Genomic DNA, 26143 nt, shown 5'->3' with positions numbered 1-26143 from the left:
TATTTTTAGGCGAGTCTAAAACTTAGATGTTAGAATTTAAACAATTTGGGCATAAACCTGATAATGTAAAATTGATCTCTTTCACTTTGTAATTATGAGGCATAATATAACTCGGTTTTACATTTTCGAGACACGTAATTTCATGACAGTTTTCACAGCTAAAATGAGCATGATTATGGATGTGAACACGCTGGTTGGAATGATTGCATTTTGCATATTTTACTGTTCCGTCAAGGTTTGAAATTTTATGCACAATATCGTCGTTTACTAAACGGTCTAGTATTCTATAAATAGTGACGCGATCGCAAACATCGTTCAATTGTTTTTGAATTTCGGTGTGCGATAGTGCGGTTCTAGATTTTTCAAAAACCTCTAAAACGGCCGTCTTTGCTGTAGTGTTACGTGTAGTTTTCATTTTTTTAATTATAAAATTTAATCGCAACAATGTTGCAATTAATAAAATTGTAATATATTTGCAACTAAATTGCATTAAGCAAATCTACAAAATATGAAGAAAACAACAACATCTTTTTATGATATTTTAGGAATTTCAAGCGCGACATTTTGCCTCGTTCATTGTTTGATTTTTCCTATTCTGACCATCCTTCCTTTGGGACTAATTCATAACCCAATAATCGATTTGATTTTTGCTTCTTTCGGTTTATTTGCAATAATCAAAATTATGAAAAAATCGTCGCTTTTAGTGTCGACAATTTTGGTTGTTTCTATGAGTTTAATTTGGATCAGTATTTTGAGTGAAATAGTTTTTGAAATTCATCTCGATCTAATTTACTTTGGAGGAATCGGAATGATCATTGGGCATTTGTTGAATTACTATTTGCATAAAAAACAAAATCATTAAAAATTGCCATTATGAAACAGAAAGATTTTGATGTAATTATCATTGGCGGAAGCTATAGTGGACTTTCAGCTTCTATGAGTTTAGGGCGTTCCCTTCGTCAGGTTGTGGTGATCGACAGCGGTTTGCCTTGCAACAGACAAACACCGCATTCGCATAATTTCATAACACAAGATGGTGAAAAGCCTGCTGTTATTTCGGCGAAAGCCAAATTACAAGTTGAGCTTTATAAAACCGTTCATTTTTATAATGGACTCGCTATAAAAGCAATCAAAAAAGAAAATGGGTTCGAAGTTTCAACTGAATCTGGCGAAGTTTTCAATTCCAGAAAAATCTTGTTCGCAAGTGGTGTCAAAGATTTGTTTCCCCAAATAAAAGGTTTTGCGGATTGCTGGGGAATTTCGGTTTTGCATTGTCCGTATTGCCATGGTTACGAAGTGAAAAATCAAAAGACAGCGATTATTGCAAATGGCGAAATGGCTTTTGAATACGCAAAATTAATTTCAAACTGGACAAAAGATTTGAGATTATGTACTAATGGAAAATCGGAATTGACTTTGGAACAAGCTCAAATTCTAAAGAAAAAAGGTATTTCAATTTTTGAGGATGAAATAGATTCGTTTGAACACAATGACGGATATGTTTCGAATATCGTTTTCAGAAATCAGGAAAAAGTTGAAGTAAAAGCGATTTATTCAAAACCTCCGTTCGAGCAACATTGCTCATTATCAGCAGATTTAGGTTGCGATATAAACCAACAAGGTTTAGTAAAAGTTGATGCCATGCAAAAAACAAATGTTCCAGGAATTTATGCAAGCGGAGATTGTACGACTCAAATGCGATCTGTGGCGATTGCGGTTTCTACTGGTTCTTTCGCTGGAGCGGTTATAAATAAAGACCTTATTGATGAAGATTTTGCTTGATTTTTTTGGTAGTAAAAATTTAAACACATAGAAACATAGCTTTTAAAGCTGTTGAAAAGGCGTTTCACTTCCATCAATACACATAGCTATGTGTGAAAGCTAGCTTTTTCTTTTCTCTTTTGTTAAAGGAATAAAATCTATGTTTCTATGTGTTTAATAATAATTTTAACGTATTGAAATTGAAATGTTTTAAAAAACATATTTCAGAACAACTATTTGTCAAATTTAATTTTTAGTTTTGTCTAAATTTAATTTTATAAGAATGAAATATTTATTTTTGACAATATTAATAATTTCTGCTACACGCCTTTATTCGCAAAATATCTCAGGAAAAATTGACGGTGTAATTCCTGCACAACAGGAAATTAAGATCAGTTTATTAAATACAAACTTTAAAACTCAAACTGATTCTTTAGGTTTTTATAAATTAGAAAATGTTCCGAAAGGAAATTATAAAATACACGTGACATCGACTGGATTTAAATCAATAACCCAGAAAATCTCGGTTTTAGAAAATCAAAACTTAATTCTTGATTTTGAATTAACGGAAGACCAAAATGAATTGAATGAAGTTGTAGTTTCAGGAACTTTAAAACCAGTAAAACGTTTGGAAAGTGCCGTTCCCGTTGAGGTTTATTCGCCGGTTTTCTTCAAAAAAATCCAACGCCAAGTATTTACGATGCGCTTCAAAATATAAATGGCGTTCGGCCACAGCTGAATTGCGGTGTCTGCAATACAGGCGACATTCATATAAACGGATTGGAAGGGCCTTATACTTTGGTTTTGATTGACGGAATGCCAATTGTGAGCAGTCTTTCGACGGTTTATGGTTTATCTGGAATTCCGAATTCTTTGGTGGAAAGAATTGAAATCGTAAAAGGTCCTGCTTCGTCGCTTTACGGAAGTGAAGCGGTTGGAGGTTTGATCAACATTATTACTAAGAATGCAACAAATGCGCCGACTTTTTCTGCAGATTATTTTACGACAACGTATTTAGAAAATAATCTTGATTTGGGAGTAAAATTCAATATTGGAAGAAAAGCAACTTCTCTTCTTGGGATTAATTATTTCAATTACAATCAGGTTATTGATAAAGACAAAGATAATTTTACTGATGTTACGCTGTCTGACCGAATTTCGGTTTTTAATAAATGGAGTTTTTTGCGAAATAATAATCGCCTTTTTACGATTGCGGTGCGTGGAATGTATGAAGATCGCTGGGGCGGAGATGTACGTTGGGAAAAGAAATTCCGTGGAGGCGATGAAATTTACGGTGAAAGCATTTATACCAAAAGAGCCGAATTAATTGGAAGTTATCAATTGCCATTTGAAGAAAAACTGATGCTTTCGTTTTCTGGAAATGTGCATTATCAAGACAGTCGCTACGGAACGACTTCGTATATCGCGAATCAGAAAATTGGTTTTCTACAATTGACTTGGGATAAAAAAATTGGCCGAAATGATTTATTAGCCGGAATCGCCAGCCGATATACGTATTATGACGATAACACGCCAGCAACAAAAGAAGCTGAAAACACTTGGCTTCCTGGGGTTTTTGTTCAGGACGAAATAACCTTTTCTCCAAAAAGCCAGGTTTTGCTCGGAATGCGTTATGATTATAATTCGATTCACGGTTCTATTTTTACGCCAAGATTTGCGTATCGATTTAAAGCGAATGAAAACACGATTTTCCGTTTGAATGCCGGAACTGGATTTCGCGTCGTGAATTTATTTACCGAAGATCACGCCGCGTTGACGGGTTCCAGAGATGTTGTAATTGCAAACGATTTGAAACCCGAGAAATCGGTAAATGTGAATTTAAATTACATTCAGAAAATCAACTTTGGTAATGGAACTTTTATGGGCATCGAAACAACGGCTTTTTATACCCGTTTTAGCAATAAAATCATTTCTGACTATGAAAGTGACCCAAACAAGATTATTTACGATAATATCGACGGATATGCATTGAGTCAGGGAATTAGTACGAATGTTGATCTTAATTTTCCATCGGGTTTAAAGTTTATTGTCGGAGCAACGGTTTTGGATAATAAAAATGTTCAGAATGGAATTTCGGAAAGACCTTTTTTAACGGAGAATTTCACAGCAACTTGGAGCGTCTCTTATAGAATAAAAGCTTTAAATTTATTGTTGGATTATACCGGAAATGTTTACAGTCCGATGAAATTGCCTTTGCTGAGCGAAACAGATCCAAGAAGTCCGAATTCACCATGGTACAGCATTCAGAATATTCAGTTTACCTTTACGGGCTGGAAGAATTTTGAGCTTTATGGCGGAATCAAAAATTTGCTGAATTTTACGCCAATGCAAAACAATCCGTTTTTGATTTCGAGAACAAACGATCCTTTTGATAAAAATGTGCAATATGATTCGGCCGGAAAAGTTTTGGTAACGCCTGATAATCCTTACGGTTTGACTTTTGATACGACTTATGTTTATGGGCAAAATCAAACGATTCGCGGGTTTTTGGGATTGCGATATACTTTGAGGTGATTTTTTATAGCCACAGATTTCACAGATTAAATGGATTTTTTTTTGGATTTTGATTTGCATTTGTCAGGCTGAGCGTAGTCGAAGCCCGTTTCCAATTGGCGAGCCCTTCGACTCCGCTCAGGGTGACAACCAGAAAAAATCCATTTAATCTGTGAAATCTGTGGCAAAAAACAAAAAACAAAATGAAAAAGCTATTTCTATTAATCTTCTTCTTCGGAATTTCAGCGACAGGTTTTTGTCAGCTGAAAAGTAATTCTTTTGAAGAAATTGATAGTTTACAGCAAATTCAAAAACGAAAAATCATCGTCTTCATTCATACCGATTGGTGTCAGTTTTGCCAAAGAATGAAAGCAACCACATTTAAAAATCAGGAAATTATTGAAAAACTGAATTCAGATTTCTATTTCATTGATTTTAATGCCGAGGAAAAACGAGATATAACTTTTAATAATCACGTTTTTAAATTTCAGCCTTCGGGAAATAATGTTGGTGTTCATGAATTGGCTTTACAACTCGGAACAATCAATAATCAGATTGTTTATCCGGTTTTATGTGTTTTGAATGAGAATAACGAAATTGTCTTTCAGTATTCAAATTATTTGGCTCCGAAGGATTTTAAAATTCTTTTAGAAAAATTGAAAGAATAAAATTCCTTATTTTTGAGAATGAATTCTTCGCAAATCAAACATTTCGATTACATTTTTACTGGCGCCGGATTGGCCTCTTTGATGACTGCTTATAAAATGGCTTTATCTGACAAATTCTCAGATAAAACCATTTTACTACTCGATAAAGATTCAAAGAAAACAAATGATAGAACATGGTGTTTTTGGGAGAAAGAAGAATCGATTTGGAATTCGATTATCTCTAAAAAATGGAATTCGGCTCTGTTTGCCAATGAAAATTTCAAACGTGATTTAGATCTTAAACCGTATTCATACAATAAAATCAATGGTTTAGATTTTTATGATTTCGTTTTTGAGACGATTTCAAATCAGCCGAATATTACTTTTCTACATGAAAAAGTAACTGATATCAATGAACTCGAAACACATGTTTTTGTTGGAACTGAAGAAAATAGATACACCTCCAATTATTTATTCAACAGCATTTATACAAAGGCTTTCGCCGAAAGTCAAACGAAATATCCGGTTTTGCAACAGCACTTTTTGGGTTGGTTTGTAAAGACAGAAAAAGAAGTTTTCAATCCTGAAAAAGCAACTTTCATGGATTTTTCGGTTGAACAGAAGGGGAATACACGATTTATGTATGTTTTGCCGACTTCAAAAGCTGAAGCTTTGGTTGAATATACGCTCTTTTCTGAAAAACTTCTCTCAAAAGAAGAATACGAAGATGAAATTCTAATCTATTTGAAAAAACTCGGCGTAAGCCAATATCAAATTCTTGAAAAAGAGCAGGGAAGTATTCCAATGACGTGTTATCCATTCTGGAAAAAAATACTAAACGGGTTTTAAATATTGGAACTGCCGGCGGATGGACAAAAGCCAGTACGGGTTATACTTTTAAAAGCTCAGATAAAAAATCTTCGCAATTGGTTGAATTTATTATTGATAAAAGTGCTTCTCCCGAGGCTTCAGGACCGCTCAGCATGACAACGTTTTATAAGAAGAATAGATTTTGGTTTTATGATTCACTGCTTTTAGATATTCTTTATCGAAATAACGAATTGGGATGCTCTATTTTTTCTTCCTTATTCAAAAAAGGAAATCCAGCTTTGATTTTTAAATTTTTGGATGAAGAAACTTCTTTAATTGAAGATTTTAAAGTAATCTTGAAATGTCCTAAAATTCCGTTTATAAAATCGTTATTTAGGGTGATTTTCTTTCGAAATAAATAAACATAAAAATCACAATTTTGAAAAACACTATTCTTGGATTTAGTTTCCTTTTTACTTTTTTGTCATTTGGGCAAGTTTCTACTAATAAGGCACAAGACGCGATTATCGCTACATATTTGACGAATTGTGCTGAACATCATAATTATATTATTGAAATGACCGAATGGCAAGATTGTTTAGACCAAGGTTTGAAAAAAGACAGTACGGTTGCTTATTTGTGGCAACAGAAAGCGATGCCGTATTTTAAATGTAAAAAGTACGAAATTGGAATGCCTTATTTAGATAAAGCGGTGCTATATGACAAAAAAGAATGGTTGCCGTATCGTGGTTTTATGAAATGTATATTTTCTAAAAACTATAAGGAAGCCATCGTCGACTTGGACGAATCTATCAGACTTTACGGTAATAATTACAGAATGGATCATACCTATAGTTTTTATATCGCACTTTGTTATTTGCAACTTAATCAATATGAAAAAGCAGAAAAGCTTTTGGATGATTATGTCGCTGATATTTATAAAAACAGACAACAATTAGAACATCCAACGGCTTATTTTTATCAGGGAATTGCTAAATATGAGCTTAAAAAATGGGATGAAGCAATTGCTATTTTTGATAAAGCTTTAAAAATCTATCCTGAATTTTCAGATGCAAAGTTTTATAAGGCAGTGTGTTGGCTAAAACAAGGGAAGACTAAAGAGGAAGTAATGGCTTTAATAAAAATTGCAAGAGAGGATGCCGCAAAGGGTTTTTCTATTAATGAGGACAATGCTTTTTATGAGACATATCCGTATCAAATGAAGTTTGGTAAATAATGTTGAGAAATAGATTTTTTGTTGAATTTCAAGTCATAAAAGGTAGCTTTTTTAAGATTTGTTTTGACTTTCGTCTTTATGACTTTCCAACTTTAGACTAAATCGATCGAACTATAACAAAACTTTATACTTGAAATTAAGGAGTTGCGAGTAAACTTTGTAACTTTGCAACTCAAAAGTTAATTTTAAAAAACAAGAATATGTATCCACTAGACATGGTAAGACCAATGGAAGCTGAATTGACTTCTGCAGGTTTTCAAGATTTACATAGTGCTGAAGCTGTTGAGAATGCTATCAAAGCTGAAGGTACCACTTTAGTTGTTGTTAACTCTGTTTGCGGTTGTGCTTGCTAGAAATGCACGTCCGGGAGCAAAAATGAGTTTAGAAGGCGCTAAAAAACCAGATCACCTTATTACAGTTTTCGCTGGTGTTGACAAAGAAGCTGTTGATGCTCGCTAGACAACATATGTTTCCTTTTCCTCCATCATCGCCATCTATGGCTTTGTTCAAAAACGGAGAATTGGTTCACATGTTAGAGCGTCACCACATCGAAGGACGTCCAGCTGAAATGATCGCTGAGAATTTGCAAGATGCGTTTAACGAGTTTTGTTAATTCTTTAGGTTCAAAGTGACAAAGTTACAGAGAGACAAAGATTAAAAAAAGCACTATGAAAATAGTGCTTTTTGTTTTTTTAAAATATGCTAAGAAAACTTTGTTTCTTTGTCTCTCTGTCACTTAAAATCAGAGATTCCATCCCCCGCCAAGTGCTTTATACAATTCAACCATTGAGCTTAATTGTCTTTCGGATAATTGGGCAAGGCTTAATTGGGCATTAAACAAGTTCGTTTCTACATCTAAGACTTCTAAGTACGAAACATAACCGCTGTCGTATCTTTCGCGAGAGAGATTAAAGTTTATCAAGGTCGCTTTAACTTGTCTGTCGCGGGCTTTCCATTCTTCTTTATACGTTCTAATGTTTTGAATGGATTGTTCTACTTCAGAAACGGCGCCGATGTACGTTTTTTGATAAATGAATTTGAATTGTTCTGCTTGTTGCCTGTTGATTTCAACTCTTCTTTTGTTTTTTCCGAAGGCAAATATTGGACCTGCAATTCCTGCTGATGCATTTTGCGAATAGGAACTTCCGAGGAATAAGTTGCTTAAATCGGCACTTGCAAATCCCGCTATTGTCGCCAAATTCAATGATGGAAAACGCATTGCTTGAGCCACTCCAATTCTTTCATTTGTCGCTTTGTATCTTAATTCGGCGACTTTTACATCTGGTCTGTTTTCTAACAAAGCCGATGGAAGGGAAAGTGGAATTTCACTCACAATCTGCAATTCGGTATTGCTTTTTCCTCTTGGAATTTCAGTTGGAAGCTGACCTGTAAGCGGCGCAATTGTATTTTCTTGATAAGTAATTTGTCGCTGAATGTTTGGAATCGCGACTTCGGCAATCGCTACTTGTTGCTCAATTTGTACTTTATCCACTTCAGAGATATAACCATTTTGAAATCTTTGGTTTATGATTTCATAGTATTTCTCTCTTGTTTCAAGTGTCGATTTAGTAATTTCCAGCTGTTCGTCTAGGTTTCGCATTTGGAAGTATGCATAAGCAATATTGCTGACAATATCCGAAAGCACCACTTTTCGAGCTTCTTCAGTGGCTAAGAGTTCGGCTTGTACAGCGTTATTCTCATGACGGTATTTTCCCCAAAAATCAAGTTCCCAAGACATACTTGCTCCTGCGTTTGAAGGAGTGAAGTTTTTCTCGTTGCTGTTTATGGTGGCTCCATATTGAAATGTTGGAAACAAATCGGCTTTGGCATATCCTAATTGTGCACGAAGCTGATCGATTCTGGAAACGGCAATTTTTAAATCGTAATTGTTTTCCAATCCTTTTTTGATCAGATCTTTCAAAACATCATCATTAAACAGATCAAACCATTTTAAATTGGTAACGTTCGCCAGACTATCTAAGTTTCTTTCGTTTTTATATGAATCAGATTTTTGCTGTTCTGGTTTGCTATATTTTGGACCAACCATACAACCCAAAGGAAATAGGATGAGGATAAATATAACGACGACTATTTTATATCTCTTAATCATGATCTGCAGTATTTGATTCCACATTATTTCCTTCAGATACGATTGCTTCATCTTTCTTTTTTCCGATGTTTTCAATCATTACAAATAGACCAGGCACAATTAATACACCTAATACTGTTGCGATTAACATACCACTGAACACCGCCATTCCCATTACGATACGCGCTTGAGAACCTGCACCAGTAGCGGTCAATAAAGGAACAACCCCAAGAATGAATGCAAATGCCGTCATCAAAATTGGTCGGAAACGAAGTTTTGCGACAACCATAGCCGATTCATAAAGCGGTTTCCCTTTTTCATATTCTTCTTTGGCAAATTCGACAATCAAAATGGCATTTTTGGCAACCAATCCAATTAACAATACGAGTCCAATCTGGGCAAAAACGTTATTTACATAAGCATCGCTTCCAAATCTTGCGAGCATTAATCCTAAAAAGGCACCAAAAACAGCAAAAGGAGCTCCAAGCAAAACGCTGAAAGGCAGTTTCCAGCTTTCATATTGCGCGGCAAGAATCAAGAATACAAACACCAATGCCATGATGAAAACGGAACTTCCTCCGGGCGAATGTTTTTCCTGATACGATAAGTTGATGTAATCAAAACTCATATCAGCAGGCAAAGTCTGTTTAGCAACTTCTTCGAGTGCAGTCAAGGCTTGTGCACTACTATAACCATCATTCGGACTTCCTCCAATCTCTGCAGATCGGAATAAATTTAAACGATTGGTAAAATCAGGACCTGTAACTTTTGTTGCGGTAACCAATGTTGAAACAGGTAACATGTCGCCGGAATTATTTTTTACATAAATCAGATTTAAATCTTCTGGTCTTACACGATCAGCGGCTTCACCTTGCAGATAGACTTTGTATTGACGACCAAAACGGTTGAAGTCATTTACATAGCTTCCTCCTAAAAAGGCTCCTAAAGCTTCTGTAACTTTAGAAACAGGAATACCTAATTTCATGGCTTTATCATTGTCAATATCCAATTTTACTTGTGGCGTACCAGCATTAAAAGTGGTATAAATTCGTTTAATTTCAGGACGTTGCTGAGTCGCCTCGATAAATGCTTGTGTTTGCTCGGCTAAATATTGTGGAGTATTTCCACCTCTGTCTTGTAGCATTAAACTGAAACCAGCTGAAGCACCTAAACCTTGAATCGCCGGTGGCCCAAATGAAAAACAGGTTGCAGTCGTAATTTGAGTTGCAAGTTTTATGTTTAGTCTATCAACAAATTGTTTGGCCGTTTCGGCTCTGTCTTCCCAAGGTTTTAATGAGATGAAAATAAACGCATTGTTTGGCTGATAGGAGTTTGTAAGCATACTAAATCCGTTTATCGTCGTATAAGACAAAATCGATTCTTCTTCTTTAAGAAAACTATCTACTTTTTTCGAAATTTCATCTGTACGCTGTAATGACGATGCAGGAGGCAATGCAATATTTACCAAAACATAACCTTGATCTTCTTCAGGAATAAATCCTAACGGAATTTTCTTTCCTAAGAATACAATCGCAACTAATATTACAGCAAGTAATAGAACGATGCGCATTGCTTTTTTGCGAAAAACGTAGCTCCGCTGATATACTTGCCAGTTACTTTTTCGAAAATTCTGTTGAATCCTGCAAAAAACTTGGCCAGCCAGCCTGTTTGTTCTTCAATAGGTTTAGTTGGTTTTAACAACATGGCACAAAGAGCGGGACTTAGTGATAAGGCACTAAAAGCCGAGAACGCCACCGAGACGGCAATGGTTATGGCAAATTGCTGATAAAAACGACCTGTAATTCCTGGAGTCATTGCAACAGGAATAAATACAGCACATAAAATCAAAGCAATTGCGATTACCGGTCCAGATACTTCTCGCATCGCTTGAACTGTCGCTTCTTTCGGAGTTTTTCCGTGCTCGATATGATGAATAACGGCCTCAACAACTACGATAGCATCATCGACCACAATTCCAATTGCGAGTACTAATCCTAAAAGTGAAAGTGTATTGATGGAAAATCCTAGCATTGGAAAAACCGCGATGGTTCCAATAAGAGAAACTGGAACTGTAATAAGCGGGATTAAGGTAGCGCGCCAGTTTTGAAGAAAAATGAACACTACTAAAATTACCAATATAATAGCCTCAAAAAGCGTATGGACAATATCATCAACACCGGCAGTAATTGCCAAAGTTGTATCTAAAGATTCTTGATATTCAATATCTTTCGGGAATTTTTCAGATAATAACTTCATGGCGCTTTTAGCATTTTCTGCCACTTCAAGTGCGTTACTTCCTGGCATTTGGTACAAAGCAACAACCGCACTTGGCGAACTGTTTCGTCGTGCAGTAGAACTGTAATTTTCCGTTCCTAATTCAATTCGGGAAATATCAGCTAATAAAACTTGTGCTCCATCTTGTTTGCTTCGAACTACGATGTTTCCAAATTCTTTTTCGGTAACTAAACGATCTTGAAGTGTTACACCATAAGTGAATTCAGTATTTGGTGGCGCTGGTTCTGCTCCAAATTTCCCTCCGGGACTGATCATATTCTGAGCATTAAGTGCATTTTTAACATCTTCGACAGTGACGCCAAGTTTGCTCATCATATCGGCTTTAAGCCAAATTCTCATCGAATAATCACTTCCTCCAAAGAGTGTAACTTCTCCAACTCCTTTGATACGAGCTAATTGATCCACAATGTTAATACTAGCATAGTTGTTCAAAAACTTAGCATCATATTTTGGATTGGTTGATGTAACTGTGAAAAGCATCATTGGAAAAGACAACGATTTTTTTACCACCACACCTTGTTGTTTTACGCTCGATGGCATAAAAGGAGCTGATTGGTTTTGTCTGTTTTGGGTAAGCATATTGGCGTTATCCAAATTGGTTCCCACATCAAAAGTTACCTCAATTGTACAGGCACCATCAGAAGTATTGATGGATTTCATGTACAACATATTTTCAACACCATTTACTTTTTGTTCAATTGGAGTTGCAACTGCTTGCTCAACATTCAGCGCGTTTGCTCCAGTAAAAGATGTAGTGATTTTTACAACAGGAGGATTGATATCCGGATATTGTGAAATAGGCGTTTTTTGTAATGCCAGTAATCCAAGTATTACAATAATAATACTGATTACAATAGCAACGATTGGTCTTCGAACGAAAAATTCTCCCATAATACTATGTATCTAGATTATTATTTAGTAACTGCAGATTCTGTGTCTCCCAATTGCCATTGAACGACTTTTGGTGTAATAACGCTTCCGTTTTTTAATAACGAAGTACCTCCCATGGCTATCTTATCGCCGGGCTTTAAACCTTCTTCGATAATATATCCATTTTGAACAGCAGGTCCGGGTTTTACAATTTGCATTTGGACTTTATTGTCGTTTCCTAAAACATAAACCTGATAAATTCCCTGAACTTCTATAACAGCGCGTTGCGGAATTACGATTGCGTCTTTGCGAATGTCAGTAAGGAGCGCAATTTTTGCATATTGGCCCGGACGAAGCAATTTGTCTGGATTTGCAAAAGCGGCTTCAAATGTTATTGCACCAGTTGCTGGATCTATTTGTCTATCGGTAAAGCTTACTTTTCCTGTTTGTGGATAAGTTGAACCGTCTGATAGTTTCAAAGAAACTGATGCTCCTGAACCTTTTAAAGCAGAATTTGGTTTGTTGAATTCTCGATATAAACGAAGAAATTCCTGCTCGCTCATGGTAAAACGAACTCTCACATCTCCTAAATCAGAAATGGTATTCAAAATCGAGACAGCTCCTGGTCGAACATAATCGCCAACTCTCACTTTTGAGATTCCGATTAAGCCAGAAATTGGAGCAACAATTCGGCAATAACCCAATTCGATTTTTGCATTTTGAACGGATGCATCCGATGCTTTTATTTGGGCTATGGATGCTGTATAAGCTGATTTGGCTGAAACCAATTCTCTCTGGCTGACCGCATTCATTTTTGCCAAAGGAGTAATCATGTCAAGATCGGATTTGGTTTTTGATAATCTTGCCTGTGATTCGGCGGCATTTCCTTCGGCTTGATTAAGTTTGGCTTTATAAGGCAAAGGATCAATAGTGTACAACAATTGTCCTTTTGTAACAAAACTTCCTTCTTTGAAATTCACACTTTCAATAACACCATCGACTCGAGGATTAATTTGAATGTCTGATTGACCAAAAGTTTGCCCCGTGTATTCAGACTCAATTTTAACATCCTGCTGTAATACGGTGGTGACTGAAATCTCTAATGGCTTTGGCTGTGGTGGGGCTTCTTTTTTGCAGGAAAACAATAAAAAAAGTAAGAAAATTGCTGGGGAGTAAATTTTGTTCATTTTTTCAAATTTTTTAAATTCTATTAAAACTCAACTAACTTAAAACCAAATAAATCCTAAGCTAAGTTAACATTTTTTTAATTAATTTTTTAAATATTATTTTCAATTTGATTTTTTTTTAAATTTATATTTAATTGATATTCAGTAGTTAAAAAATCGACAAAAAGACTTAAATTGTCGTTGAAATACATGTTTTGTAAGAATCATGTTTTGATGTCAAAATCCAAAATCTTAAATATTTCTAGTTATGTCAAAAAAGAATAAAAAAAGCAAGATAATTTAGATGCTACTCCAGATAATTTAAAAGCATTAAGCAAAAAGGAATTGCTTCATCGTGCAAAGAAGTTTTCGGAGGAGTTTTGTGTTGGAGATGATAAAGATTTTATGCTAAAAGGTAAGCCAACTTCTTATTTTGGAAATGAATCAAAATCGGCGATCAAAGAAACTTTGCAAATGGGTGTAAAAGCATTGGTCGCGATGCAAGAGACGCTGTATGCACAAGATAAATGGTCGGTCCTGATTATTTTCCAAGCAATGGATGCGGCGGGAAAAGATGGCGCAATTAAGCATGTAATGTCTGGGATAAATCCGCAAGGCTGTCAGGTTTCTTCTTTTAAAGCACCAAGTTCTGAAGAATTGGATCATGATTATTTGTGGCGTTGCCAGAAACACTTGCCAGAAAGAGGACGCATCGGAATCTTTAATCGTTCTTATTATGAAGAAGTTTTAGTGGTTCGCGTGCATGAACAAATTTTAAGAAGTCAAAAAATCCCTGAAAAATTGATAAAGGAAAATATTTGGGAAAACCGTTTTGAAGACATTCGAAATTTTGAAAAATATCTGAATAGAAACGGAACTATTGTAATCAAATTTTTTCTGAATGTTTCTAAAGAAGAACAAAAGAACAGATTCATAGAAAGAGTTGATAATCCTGATAAAAACTGGAAATTCAGCGCCGCCGATGCAAAAGAAAGAGGATATTGGGATGATTATATGTTTGCTTATGAAGAATTGATCAAAAATACTTCAACAAAAAAATCACCTTGGTACGTTATTCCTGCAGATAATAAATATTATGCCCGAATTGCAATCGCATCTGCAATAATTCACGCTCTAGACGAAATGGATTTAGAATATCCGAAAGTAAGTGAAGAAAAACTGGCAGAACTAAACGAGGTTAAAAAAGCCTTATTAGCCGAAAAAGATTAATTCTTATCATTTTGAATGATGATTTCTAAACTTTTGCCCATTACAGGTTGGATTAAAGAGTATAAATCAAAAGATCTCAAAAGCGATTTTGTAGCAGGAGTGACACTTGCCGCATATGGAATTCCGGTTTCATTAGCCTATGCAACGCTAGCGGGATTACCGCCACAATTTGGAATTTATGGTTATCTTTTGGGAGGAATATTTTATGCTTTTTTAGGAACTAGCAAGCGACTTGCAATAGGACCGACATCTGCAATTTCCCTATTGATAGGAACTACAATCGCAACTATGGCAAACGGCGATGTGCAACGATGGTCTGAAATCGCTTCGCTCACGGCATTAGTTTTTGCAGTGATGGCGATCATTGCCTATATTTTAAAACTAAGTGGTATCATAAATTTTATAAGCGAAACAGTTTTGGTTGGATTTAAAGCTGGTGTTGCCATAACAATTGGAATGACCCAATTGCCTAAATTATTTGGTGTAGAGGGCGGGGGCAATAATTTTCTGGAACGAATTATGGTGCTGTTTCGGCAAATTCCGGATCTTAATAGTACCGTTTTCATTTTTGGTATTGTTGCTATAATACTATTGATTATTGGAGAGAAACTAGCACCCGGCCGGCCGATAGCAATTTTAATAGTTGTTTTGTCGATTGCACTTGTTTCGACAACATCATTAAAATATAGTGGATTTAAAACAGTTGGTGTTATTCCAACAGGACTTCCAGAATTTCACATGCCTTCTGTAATGATTCGTGATGTAGATGGAGTGTTGCTTCTTGCGATGGCTTGTTTTTTATTATCATATATTGAAAGCGTTTCTGCCGGAAGAACATTGGCACAAAAAAATGGATATGTTATTGACCCGCGCCAAGAACTTTTGGCACTCGGAATTGCAAATGCGGCCGTTGCTTTTGGACAAGGTTATCCTGTTGCTGGCGGATTATCACAATCGGCTGTAAACGATACTGCTGGAGCAAAAAGTCCATTGTCTCTTTTGTTTTGTTCGGTTACAATTGCAGTTTGTCTTTTGTTTTTGACAGGGCATCTCCAAAACTTGCCAACTGTAATTTTGGCCTCAATAGTTTTGGTGGCCATTCGAGGTCTTTTTGATTTGAAAGAAATGAAATATCTCTACAAAAGAGACAAACAGGAATTCTGCGTAGCGATGATTGCGCTTTTAGGAGTGCTCATTTGGGGGATTTTGACAGGTGTATTGTTGGTCGCAATGTTTACTTTACTGCTTTTGCTGAAAGCGGCTTCGAAACCAAACGTAGCTTTTTTGGGCAGAGTTCCAGGAACAAAACTTTATACCGATTTAGAAAGACATCCGGATAATGAAAAAATTGAAAACATCTTGATCGTGAGGATTGAATCGTCTATATATTATTTTAATGCTGAATATATCAAAGAAAAAATCTGGGAGAAAATATATAGCGAACCACATTCATTAAAAACAGTAATATTAGATCTTAATTCGTCTCCTCGCGTTGATATTGCTGGAACACGTTTCTTAAAAAACTTATTTTTTGATTTAGATACCAAAAATATTACGCTCAAAATTGCTGAAGCACGTTCTGAGGTTCGTGATCGTTTGAGAGCAGAGAATTTGGAATTCTTTATGGGGCACATAAGCCGTTCTGTTTCGGTTGATGACTTGGTTGTTCGTGCTTCTGAATCAGAGATTAAATCTTGATTTTTGTTTGAAAATGACAATGCTGATTGTTTAGGTTTTTAAAAGATGTTAAAAAAATCAGATAATTAGGGCAATAGGATTTTTAATCTCAAAATAAACCCTATTTTTGCGGCAGATTTTCAGAAAAATCTAAAATAACATATATTCTTAACTTAAAACTGTTTATAGCATGCAACTGTATAACACTTTGAGCGCAGAAGAAAGAGCCATCATGATCGATGATGCAGGACAACAACGACTTACGTTGTCTTTCTATGCGTATGCCAAAATTCAAGATCCACAAAAATTTCGTAACGATTTATTCATTGCCTGGAATGCCTTAGATGCATTAGGCCGAATTTATGTTGCTTCTGAAGGAATAAATGCCCAAATGAGTATTCCTGAAGAAAATTTGGAGGCTTTTAGAGCAACTCTTGAAGTTTATGATTTCATGAAAGGCATTCGTTTGAATGAAGCTGTAGAACATGATGACCATTCCTTTTTAAAATTAACTATCAAAGTGCGTCACAAAATCGTTGCCGATGGATTAAACGATGACACTTTTGATGTAACCAATATAGGCGTTCACTTGAAAGCCAAAGAATTCAACGAGATTCTTGATGATCCAAATACGATTGTTGTAGATTTTAGAAATCACTACGAAAGTGAAGTTGGGCATTTTAAAGGAGCTATAACTCCAGATGTTGAGACATTTAGAGAAAGCCTTCCTATTATCAATGAGCAACTTAAGGATCACAAAGACGATAAAAATCTGGTAATGTATTGTACTGGAGGTATTCGTTGCGAGAAAGCGAGTGCTTATTTCAAACACCAAGGTTTCAAAAATGTATATCAATTAGAAGGTGGAATCATCAACTATGCGAAACAATTGAAAGAAGAAGGTTTAGAAAGTAAATTCATTGGTAAAAACTTCGTATTTGATAATCGTCTAGGGGAAAGAATTACAGATGATATTGTTTCGCAATGCCATCAATGTGGAAAACCTTGTGACAATCACACAAACTGCGAAAATGATGGGTGCCATTTATTATTCATTCAATGTGATGAATGTAAAGCGGCAATGGAAAACTGTTGTTCTACAGAATGCTTAGAAATCATCCACATGCCTCTAGTTGACCAAGTTCGTTTAAGAACTGGAAAACAAGTTGGAAACAAAGTGTTTAGAAAAGGAAAATCGGAGAACCTGAAATTCAAACATTCGGGTGAATTACCAGAAACTGCTTTGGCAACTGCACAAAAACAGGCTGATATCCGTCAGAAAATAAAAGTAAAAAAGGTACTCCTTGGAAAAGCGGAGCATTACTATGTAAAAGCGAAAGTTGGACAATTTACAGTAGAAAATCACGAATTAAACAGCGGTGACAGAATCTTAATCTCTGGTCCAACTACAGGAGATCAGGAATTGGTTTTGGATAAAATCATTGTTAATGGAGCAGAAACTCAATCTGCTAAAGTTGGTGATAAAGTTACTTTTGAAGTTCCTTTTAGAATTAGATTGTCAGATAAATTGTATAAAATTGTAAATTAGCGGTTTTTAAAACCCTAATTTACAATGTCGCATTCTTTTACCAAATTATGGATTCATGCCATTTGGGCAACCAAAAATCGTAAAGAAATAATTGATTATTCAATTGAGAAAAATTTATACGATTTCATTTGGTAGGAGCTAAGTGAACTGGGTTGTCCCGTTAGAATTATTAATGGAATGCCAGATCATGTGCATGTTTTATTTTTACAAGATCCACAAAAAACAATCTCAGACATTGTAAAGCAAATAAAAGGAAGTTCTTCTCATTTTATGAATAGAGGAGAATTTATTCTTGAAAAATTTGCATGGCAAACTGGCTTCGGGGCATTTTCTGTCAGCGAATCTCAGTTAGATGCTGTTTGCAATTATATTAAAAATCAAAAGAAACATCATCTTAAGAAAACTGCAGAAGATGAATTTGATGAATTTGTAAAATTGCATGGGCTGGGGGATAAATGATCGCTTGGCTTAACGATGCGTTCCCCGTGGTTGAAACCACGGGCTATATTAAAAAACATTCGCAAAGAAAAACATAGCCTGCGGTTTCAGCCGCAGGAACGCAACGGATATCCACAACAATTGTGTATTTTTCAAAATTGAATTTGAAATACGGAACAATACGTTTGTCCTGGTTGAAACTATGACTTAATACTATTATTAATAATTTTTAAATTATTAGACTATGATATAAATCATAGAAATCTAATCTATACCGCATTATTTTTGTCAATTTTTAGATCACTAGATTCTAATAATATATCATTGGAACAATAAAATCAAAAATGACAACAAATAATAAAATTGAACTCATGGCTCCTGCTGGGAACTTTGAGTCGCTCCAGGTCGCTTTAGATAATGGCTGTGATTCTGTATATTTTGGCGTTGAACAACTCAACATGCGTGCACGATCGACAGTAAATTTTACTATAGAAGATTTAAAAGAAATTGCCAATCGTTGTGAAGCCAAAAATGTTCGAAGCTATTTGACTTTAAACACGATTATTTACGATCATGATTTGTCAATCGTAAAAACATTGTTGAATAAAGCCAAAGAAGCAAATATTACTGCTGTAATTGCTTCTGATCAAGCCGTAATTGCGATGGCAAGATCGATAGGGATGGAAGTTCATATTTCAACGCAATTGAATGTGACCAACATCGAAACCATTAAATTTTACAGCTTATTTGCCGATACAATGGTTTTAAGCCGAGAATTAAGCTTACGTCAAGTAAAAAACATTACGATTCAAATTGAAAAAGAGCAGATAAAAGGTCCAAACGGAAATTTGGTTGAAATCGAAATTTTCGGCCATGGAGCTTTGTGTATGGCAGTTTCAGGAAAATGTTATTTGAGTTTACATTCGCATAATTCATCTGCAAATCGTGGCGCCTGCAAACAAAATTGTCGAAAAAAATATACCGTTATTGATCAAGAAACGGGTTTTGAAATCGAATTGGATAACGAATACATGATGTCGCCTAAGGATTTGTGTACGCTTGATTTCTTAGATCAGGTAATTGATTCGGGAATTCAAGTTTTAAAAATCGAAGGACGAGGCCGTGCTCCAGAATATGTGGCAACGGTAACAAAAACGTATCGTGAAGCGATTGATGCATATTACGAAGGAACTTTTTCAAAAGAAAAAACCGCAGTTTGGATCGAAGCTTTAGAAACAGTTTACAATCGAGGGTTCTGGTCTGGATATTATCTCGGTCAGGAATTAGGTGAATGGAGTGATATTCCGGGATCAGCGACAACGCAGAAAAAGGTTTATGTTGGAAAAGGAGCGCATTATTTCCCAAAAGCCGAAATTGGACAATTCAAAATCGAAGCGTACGATATTAAAGTAGGCGATAAAATATTGATTACAGGTCCAAGCACAGGTGCGCAGGAAATGATTATTGACGAAATTTTCGTAAACGATCTAGAAGTTGAAAAAGCGACAAAAGGAGACGACTGTACTTTCAGATTACCATTCAGAATAAGAATGTCGGACAAATTATATAAAATTGTTGAGGCGTAATGGTAATCATCACTTTACAAAGAGACAAATGCATTGGCTGTAATTATTGTGTCGAAATGGATCCGGTGCATTTTCAGATGTCAAAAAAAGATGGAAAATCAGTATTGCTTCATTCGCAGAATGCAAAAGGGTTTTTTACTTTGAAATCTTCCAATCATGCTATCGTCGAAAGCTGTGAATTAGCGACAAAAGCCTGTCCGGTTAAGATTATTACCGTTAAAGAAACTTAGAAATTCATTATTCTATAAAAGAAAAGAGTCGTCGCGAAAAAAAACAGGGCGACTCTTTTTATATTTAAGCATCTTGAGTGTTTTCGGTTACGCTATTTTCTTCAATTTCATCCCATTCTTCGGCTGTCCAAAATAAGGCAATATGAAGATTGTATAGACCGATAGCCGCATAAGTTATTAAGCAAGTATAATAAAGTCCGGTAGGCAAATCTTGATATAAAGCAAATACGGCGATAAAGCCCAATAGCGCTAAAACGATTCGAACCCCAATTCTGACATATAATATTAAAATATAAAGTGCTACAAATATTGCAATCATATAAATTAAGTTTTCACGACTAAGACCTAATTCAATAAACCTTTTAATTGCATAAGCACTCGACAGCAATAAAATAAATATCTGGAGATAAGATCTGTTCTGTTGCTCGATGTCTTCTATTTCTAAAAATTCGGAATTACTTAAAGGAGTTCTTTTTCGAAAATAAAACAATAACGTAAATAGATTAATTACTGGAGCAAAACTTAAGAGATATATCCATAATGGTCTTCTTCGTAGTGCTGTTAATTGTAAAAGCAATAGTTGAGAAAATAATAAATATACAAATGCAATTTGAGTGATAGCATGGAAAAGATTATACAGATTACCAATAATACTTTTGAGGCTCGAAGGCATAAATTCAAATGAAGATAGCGAAAAGTATTCTGTGGAATAAATATATATTGACAGTAGGCAAGTAAATAAAAATATAAAATGAATAGTAAATTTTTTCTTTGTCAATAAAATCGCTGAGGGCATTCTTGTAAAATTTTTGAAAGAAAGCCCAGCATCTGCCAGAAATAAAAAATAGAAAAAAGAGAGCGGAACAAAAACTCGTGTAAGTATCAGTCCATTAGGAATAAATAGGAGCCAGAAAATCGCTAGACAATAATACAACGGATCCAACTTTTTGATAAAGCTGATTTATGCTGACTAAACCAATCATTCCGATTAAAAATCCAATAAGGCTTATTTTTTCACCATAAAGAATTTTTCTTCTTAATGCTCCGTACAAAACATAGCAATGAAAATAACTCAAAATCATGAAGGGTAAGAAAAAAGAACTCTTGAGGACAGTTTCATAAAGATTTGAATAGGCAACAACAGTATCTATACCAATTGATGGCAAAGCAAGCAAAACAATAAACTTAATCTTGTCGTATTTTTTTAAATAAATAGCTTCCCAGCAGAGTATCGTAAACGTAATCAAGATGTCAAAAAGCAAATTGACGGTCTTTACCCAAAATGGAAGTTCTGTAAAAGGTTCATACATCCCAAGTAATCCGGGACCTCCTAACTTTGAAGTGTTGAAATGGTTTGTGATAAATTGCTTGATAATAAAAAGGAAGGCAATAAATGCTAAAGGCAAAAGAATCTTTTTAAACTTTAAAAAATTAAAATGATAAAAATAGTTTGCTTCTTTTTGTTCGTCTAATAAAATTTCAGTGTTCATTATTGGTTAAGTTTCGTTGTTGGGTTGGTTGGATTTTTTGTACTAGTAAACTTAACAAATTTTAGTTCTCTTTCAGAATTATTTCGAGATACAAATTTTCTTTTTTTATTTAACAAACCATTAGTTTTAATCCGTATAGAGCAAAATAAAAAAATACTATCTTTACCGATTAAACGTTTATGAACTTAAGTTGCTTTTGCAACACTACATATATAATTATGGCATGTACAAGTTGTTCAACCTCAGATGGTGGCGCACCAAAAGGTTGTAAAAATAATGGGACTTGCGGCACCGATAGCCGCAATAAATTGACGGTTTTTGACTGGCTTTCAAACATGAGTCCGTCTAATGGAGAGGCGATTTTTGATTGTGTTGAGGTACGTTTTAAAAACGGACGTAAGGAATTTTTAGAAATTCAGAAAAACTAACTTTAAGTATTGGCGATATTGTAGCAACTGTTGCTTCGCCAGGACATGATATTGGAATTGTGACTCTTACAGGTGAATTAGTGAAAATTCAAATGAAGAAAAAAGGAGTGAATCATGAAAGTAATGATGTTCCAAAAATTTACAGAAAAGCATCTCAAAAAGATATCGATATTTGGTCTGTAGCGCGTGATCGCGAAGAGCCAATGAAGGTTCGTGCGCGTGAATTGGCAATTCAGCATAAATTAGAAATGAAAATTTCGGATATTGAATTTCAGGGCGACGGATCAAAAGCAACTTTCTATTACACAGCAAATGACCGTGTCGATTTTAGAATGCTGATTAAAGATTTTGCTAAAGAATTTAGTACGAGAGTAGAGATGAAGCAAGTTGGTTTCCGTCAGGAAGCGGCTCGTTTAGGAGGAGTTGGTTCTTGCGGGCGTGAGCTTTGCTGTTCGACTTGGTTGACTGATTTTAGAAGTGTCAATACTTCTGCGACTCGTTATCAGCAACTATCATTGAATCCACAAAAATTAGCAGGACAATGTGGAAAATTAAAATGTTGTCTAAACTATGAGTTGGACACTTACATGGATGCCTTAAAGGATTTTCCAGATTATGATACTAAACTGATTACTGAAAAAGGCGACGCGATTTGTCAAAAACAAGATATTTTCAAAGGATTGATGTGGTTTGCTTATACAAACAATTTCGCAAACTGGCATGTTTTGAAAATTGATCAGGTAAAAGAAATTATTGCAGAGAATAAGCAGAAAAATAAAGTTTCGTCTTTAGAAGATTTTGCAATCGAAGTAACTTCAGAGCCTGAAAAAGACTTCAATAATGCAATGGGGCAAGAAAGTTTGACTCGTTTTGACCAGCCAAAAAGAAAGAAAAAACCAAATCGCAAACGTAAACAAAATGCCGAGGCTTCTGGCGTTGCAACTCAGGCAAAACCACAGCAGGAGAAAAACAATAATGCAAAACCTGCAGGGAATAATAATCCGAATGCAAATTCAAATCAGCAGGGCAAACCTAATAATCCAAACAAACAAAATCATAAGAATAAGCACAAGAATTCGAACAAATCAAATAATCCGAATCCGCAAAATTCAAATGAAAATAAATCTACGGAGCCTAGAAAACCAATAATTATTACTAAAAATGAGAATAAAAAATAGCGGAATTCTTCTGTTGGTCGCAATACTTCTTTTTTCATGTGATAAAAAAAGAGTGTTCGATGAGTACAAATCAGTCGGAAGTGCCTGGCACAAAGACAGCGTTGTTACTTTTGATCTGCCGGTTTTAGATTCTACCAAAAAATACAATTTATTTGTAAATTTGAGAGACAACAACAATTACCCTTTCAATAATTTGTTCTTGATTGTGGCTCTTGAAACACCAAGCGGATTTACGAAAGTTGATACTTTAGAATATCAAATGGCAAATCCAGACGGAACGTTGTTAGGAAACGGCTTTACTGACATAAAAGAAAGCAAGCTGTATTACAAAGAAGATGTAAAGTTTAGAGGAAAATACAAAGTTCACATCAAACAAGCGGTTAGAGAATCAGGTAAAATTCCTGGTGTTGAAGCTTTAGAAGGTATTACAGACGTAGGTTTTAGAATAGAACAAAAAGATTAGAAATAGTTATGGCGACCAAGAAAAACAACCAATCAAATAGCGTTAAAGATATTAATTACTATAAAAAGAAATTCTGGCGAATTTTTGCCTATACTTTGCTGGGTATTTTGGCTTTCTTTTTATTTGCCTCTTGGGGATTATTCGGTTCAATGCCTTCTTTTGAAGATCTTGAAAATCCCGATTCAAATTTAGCTACTGAAATTATTTCTTCGGATGGAGTAGTGATTGGTAAATATTTTAAAACCAATAGATCACAGCTAAAATATTCAGACTTGCCAAAAAGTTTAGTTGAAGCTCTAGTTGCTACTGAAGATGCGCGTTTTTACGAACATTCAGGAATTGACGGACGCGGAACTTTGAGAGCGATTTTCACTCTAGGAACAAACGGTGGAGCGAGTACGTTAACGCAACAACTTGCAAAACAATTATTTCATGGCGAAGGATCAAAATTTCTTCCTTTCAGAATTGTTCAGAAAATAAAAGAGTGGATCATTGCGATTCGTCTCGAAAGACAATATACTAAAAATGAAATCATAGCAATGTACTGTAATGTTTATGATTTCGGGAACTATTCAGTTGGAGTGAGCTCTGCGGCGCAGACTTATTTCTCTAAAGATCCAAAAGATTTGACAATGGACGAATCGGCTATTTTAGTTGGAATGTTCAAAAACTCAGGATTATACAATCCAGTTCGTAATCCGCAAGGCGTGAAAAATCGCCGTAATGTGGTGCTTTCGCAGATGGAAAAAGCAAAAATGATCACTACTGCCGAAAAGTTGAGATTACAAGCTTTGCCAATTACGTTAAAATTCAAATTGGAGAGCCACCGCGAAGGAATGGCAACTTATTTCAGAGAATACCTTCGTGATTACATGAAAAAATGGGTAACTGAGAATAAAAAGCCAGACGGTTCAGATTATGATATCTACAAAGATGGTTTGAAAATTTATACTACTATCGATTCAAGAATGCAGATGTATGCTGAAGAGGCAGTTTCTGAACACATGAAAAACTTGCAACAGCAGTTTTTTATTGAAATGAAAACCAATAAAAATGCGCCTTTCGTAAATATCACACAACAAGAAACAGATCGTATCATGATGCAAGCGATGAAAAATTCTGATCGTTGGGCAATTATGAAAGATATGGAAAAAAGCGAAGATGATATTATTGCTTCATTCAAAGTAAAAACAAAAATGCGCGTATTTACTTGGAAGGGAGAACGCGATACAGTAATGACACCACTTGATTCTATTCGTTACTACAAACACTTTTTGCAGTCAGGTTTAATGGCGATGGAACCACAAACGGGTAACATTAAAGCTTGGGTTGGAGGAATCAATTATAAATATTTCCAATATGATCACGTAGGGCAGGGAGCAAGACAAGTTGGTTCTACTTTCAAGCCATTTGTTTATGCAACAGCGATTGAGCAATTGAACATGTCTCCTTGTGATTCAATTTTGGATGGTCCGTTTATGATTCATAAAGGACGTCACCACGTAACAGAAGATTGGGAACCGAGAAACTCTGACAACAGATACCGAGGAATGGTAACCTTAAAACAAGGTTTGGCCAATTCGATCAATACAGTTTCGGCTAAATTAATTGACAGAACTGGCCCAGAAGCGGTTGTTGAATTGACAAAAAAATTAGGAGTAAAAACTGAAATTCCAGTTCAGCCTTCAATCGCGCTTGGAGCAGTTGATATTACAGTTGAAGATATGGTTGCGGCTTACAGTACATTCGCAAATCAAGGTGTTTATGTAAAGCCACAGTTTTTAAGCAGAATTGAGAATAAAAGTGGGGAGGTTATTTATGAGCCGATTCCGGAATCTCATGACGTTTTAAATAAAGATATTGCCTTCGCAGTTATCAAATTACTTGAAGGAGTTACTGAAACGGGTTCTGGTGCGCGTTTGCGTACGCAAGGCGGTGGAAGCGGAGATAACCGTTGGACAGGATATCCATATATGTTCAAAAACCCTATTGCTGGTAAAACTGGAACAACGCAAAATCAATCAGATGGTTGGTTTATGGGAATGGTTCCAAATCTTGTGACTGGAGTTTGGGTTGGTTGTGAAGACCGTTCAGCGCGTTTCAAAAGTTTGACTTATGGTCAAGGTGCGACAGCAACACTGCCGGTTTGGGCTTATTTTATGAAGAAATGTTATGGAGATGAATCGCTTCAGGTTTCTAAATCAGAATTTGAGCGTCCTGCAAATCTTTCAATAAAAGTGGATTGCTATCAAAGGCCTGCCGTTGTAAAAGACACAACCGAAACAGATCAAAATACAGATGAATTTGAACTGTAGTTTAAATTTCGTTTTTTAAATAATTAAATCCTTTTGTATTCTTCTAAATTGAGGAGAATACAAAAGGATTTTTTTAATTACTAGTATTTCAATATATACTCCGTTAGGAGTTAAATATTGGTAGAAAACAATGAATGATAAGATTTCAAAGATGTCCCGTAGGGACTACA

General features: G+C 35.3%; 18 protein-coding genes and 5 pseudogenes. 16 read left to right on the top strand and 7 right to left on the bottom strand.

Annotation, left to right across the window (positions count from 1 at the left end):
• Positions 1-22: 22 nt before the first annotated feature.
• Complete coding sequence (locus tag ACQ9BO_RS02045; RefSeq protein ID WP_081909399.1) at positions 23-415, bottom strand: Fur family transcriptional regulator; 393 nt, start codon at positions 413-415, stop codon at positions 23-25.
• Positions 416-508: 93 nt separating this feature from the next.
• On the opposite strand from ACQ9BO_RS02045, the gene ACQ9BO_RS02040 reads away from it, so the two are divergent.
• The 7 genes and pseudogenes from ACQ9BO_RS02040 (at position 509) to ACQ9BO_RS02010 (ending at position 7582) form a co-directional block, all read left to right on the top strand.
• Positions 509-862, top strand: coding sequence for a MerC domain-containing protein (locus ACQ9BO_RS02040; protein ID WP_431243448.1), 354 nt, complete (start codon positions 509-511; stop codon positions 860-862).
• An 11-nt stretch (positions 863-873) separates the two neighbouring features.
• Positions 874-1782 (top strand): NAD(P)/FAD-dependent oxidoreductase, encoded by a 909-nt coding sequence (locus ACQ9BO_RS02035; RefSeq protein WP_431243447.1) that lies wholly within the window; start codon positions 874-876, stop codon positions 1780-1782.
• Between the two features lie 262 nt (positions 1783-2044).
• Positions 2045-4296 (top strand): annotated as a pseudogene (locus ACQ9BO_RS02030) (TonB-dependent receptor).
• 182 nt (positions 4297-4478) lie between these two features.
• A complete protein-coding gene (locus ACQ9BO_RS02025) occupies positions 4479-4943 on the top strand; it encodes a thioredoxin family protein (protein WP_431243446.1) in 465 nt (154 codons plus the stop codon).
• An 18-nt stretch (positions 4944-4961) separates the two neighbouring features.
• Positions 4962-6154, top strand: a pseudogene (locus ACQ9BO_RS02020) (lycopene cyclase family protein).
• A gap of 17 nt (positions 6155-6171) precedes the next feature.
• Positions 6172-6969, top strand: a complete 798-nt coding sequence (locus tag ACQ9BO_RS02015) for a tetratricopeptide repeat protein (protein WP_431243445.1) — start codon at positions 6172-6174, stop codon at positions 6967-6969.
• A 200-nt stretch (positions 6970-7169) separates the two neighbouring features.
• A pseudogene (locus ACQ9BO_RS02010) lies at positions 7170-7582 on the top strand (BrxA/BrxB family bacilliredoxin).
• 129 nt (positions 7583-7711) lie between these two features.
• On the opposite strand, the gene ACQ9BO_RS02005 reads toward ACQ9BO_RS02010, so the two are convergent.
• From ACQ9BO_RS02005 to ACQ9BO_RS01990, 4 genes are read right to left on the bottom strand one after another with little or no spacing between them, the layout of a single operon-like run.
• Complete coding sequence (locus ACQ9BO_RS02005) at positions 7712-9079, bottom strand: efflux transporter outer membrane subunit (RefSeq protein ID WP_431243444.1); 1368 nt, start codon at positions 9077-9079, stop codon at positions 7712-7714.
• Positions 9072-10628, bottom strand: a complete 1557-nt coding sequence (locus tag ACQ9BO_RS02000; protein WP_431243443.1) for an efflux RND transporter permease subunit — start codon at positions 10626-10628, stop codon at positions 9072-9074. The genes ACQ9BO_RS02005 and ACQ9BO_RS02000 overlap by 8 nt, the downstream gene beginning before the upstream one ends.
• Complete coding sequence (locus ACQ9BO_RS01995) at positions 10601-12244, bottom strand: efflux RND transporter permease subunit (protein WP_431243442.1); 1644 nt, start codon at positions 12242-12244, stop codon at positions 10601-10603. Before ACQ9BO_RS01995 ends, ACQ9BO_RS02000 begins: the two co-directional genes overlap by 28 nt.
• 20 nt (positions 12245-12264) lie before the next feature.
• Positions 12265-13410, bottom strand: a complete 1146-nt coding sequence (locus tag ACQ9BO_RS01990; protein ID WP_431243441.1) for an efflux RND transporter periplasmic adaptor subunit — start codon at positions 13408-13410, stop codon at positions 12265-12267.
• Between the two features lie 324 nt (positions 13411-13734).
• Here ACQ9BO_RS01990 and ACQ9BO_RS01985 point away from each other — a divergent pair, with 324 nt between their 5' ends.
• The 6 genes and pseudogenes from ACQ9BO_RS01985 (at position 13735) to ACQ9BO_RS01960 (ending at position 20099) form a co-directional block, all read left to right on the top strand.
• Complete coding sequence (locus ACQ9BO_RS01985; RefSeq protein WP_431243440.1) at positions 13735-14619, top strand: polyphosphate kinase 2 family protein; 885 nt, start codon at positions 13735-13737, stop codon at positions 14617-14619.
• 18 nt (positions 14620-14637) lie between these two features.
• Entirely contained in the window at positions 14638-16317 is a 1680-nt protein-coding gene (locus tag ACQ9BO_RS01980; protein ID WP_431243439.1) for a SulP family inorganic anion transporter, read from the top strand.
• A 169-nt stretch (positions 16318-16486) separates the two neighbouring features.
• Positions 16487-17845, top strand: coding sequence for a rhodanese-related sulfurtransferase (locus ACQ9BO_RS01975; RefSeq protein WP_431243438.1), 1359 nt, complete (start codon positions 16487-16489; stop codon positions 17843-17845).
• Between the two features lie 24 nt (positions 17846-17869).
• Positions 17870-18304, top strand: a pseudogene (tnpA, locus tag ACQ9BO_RS01970) (IS200/IS605 family transposase).
• Positions 18305-18627: 323 nt separating this feature from the next.
• Positions 18628-19869, top strand: coding sequence for a U32 family peptidase (locus ACQ9BO_RS01965; RefSeq protein WP_431243437.1), 1242 nt, complete (start codon positions 18628-18630; stop codon positions 19867-19869).
• Positions 19869-20099: a ferredoxin gene (locus tag ACQ9BO_RS01960; RefSeq protein ID WP_431243436.1), complete on the top strand. Its 231-nt coding sequence runs from the start codon at positions 19869-19871 to the stop codon at positions 20097-20099. Before ACQ9BO_RS01965 ends, ACQ9BO_RS01960 begins: the two co-directional genes overlap by 1 nt.
• A 64-nt stretch (positions 20100-20163) precedes the next feature.
• Here ACQ9BO_RS01960 and ACQ9BO_RS01955 read toward each other — a convergent pair whose 3' ends face one another.
• Both ACQ9BO_RS01955 and ACQ9BO_RS01950 read right to left on the bottom strand, forming a co-directional pair.
• Positions 20164-20418: a hypothetical protein gene (locus ACQ9BO_RS01955; RefSeq protein ID WP_431243435.1), complete on the bottom strand. Its 255-nt coding sequence runs from the start codon at positions 20416-20418 to the stop codon at positions 20164-20166.
• Positions 20419-20989: 571 nt separating this feature from the next.
• Complete coding sequence (locus tag ACQ9BO_RS01950) at positions 20990-21589, bottom strand: hypothetical protein (RefSeq protein ID WP_431243434.1); 600 nt, start codon at positions 21587-21589, stop codon at positions 20990-20992.
• A gap of 218 nt (positions 21590-21807) precedes the next feature.
• On the opposite strand from ACQ9BO_RS01950, the pseudogene ACQ9BO_RS01945 reads away from it, so the two are divergent.
• The 3 genes and pseudogenes from ACQ9BO_RS01945 to ACQ9BO_RS01935 all read left to right on the top strand — a co-directional run bounded on the left by ACQ9BO_RS01945 (position 21808) and on the right by ACQ9BO_RS01935 (position 25973).
• Positions 21808-23195: pseudogene (locus ACQ9BO_RS01945) on the top strand (PSP1 domain-containing protein).
• Positions 23179-23658 (top strand): gliding motility lipoprotein GldH, encoded by a 480-nt coding sequence (locus ACQ9BO_RS01940; protein WP_431243433.1) that lies wholly within the window; start codon positions 23179-23181, stop codon positions 23656-23658. The pseudogene ACQ9BO_RS01945 and the gene ACQ9BO_RS01940 overlap by 17 nt, the downstream one beginning before the upstream one ends.
• A gap of 8 nt (positions 23659-23666) precedes the next feature.
• Positions 23667-25973 carry a penicillin-binding protein 1A gene (locus ACQ9BO_RS01935; RefSeq protein WP_431243432.1) on the top strand — a complete coding sequence of 769 codons (2307 nt, stop codon included), beginning with the start codon at positions 23667-23669 and terminating at the stop codon, positions 25971-25973.
• Positions 25974-26143: the final 170 nt, after the last annotated feature.

It is taken from the genome of Flavobacterium sp. P21 (assembly GCF_050632225.1).
Taxonomy (GTDB): Bacteria; Bacteroidota; Bacteroidia; order Flavobacteriales; family Flavobacteriaceae; genus Flavobacterium.
Note: the sequence above shows the minus strand (reverse complement) of the source record. Positions and strands in the feature narration are given on the sequence as shown.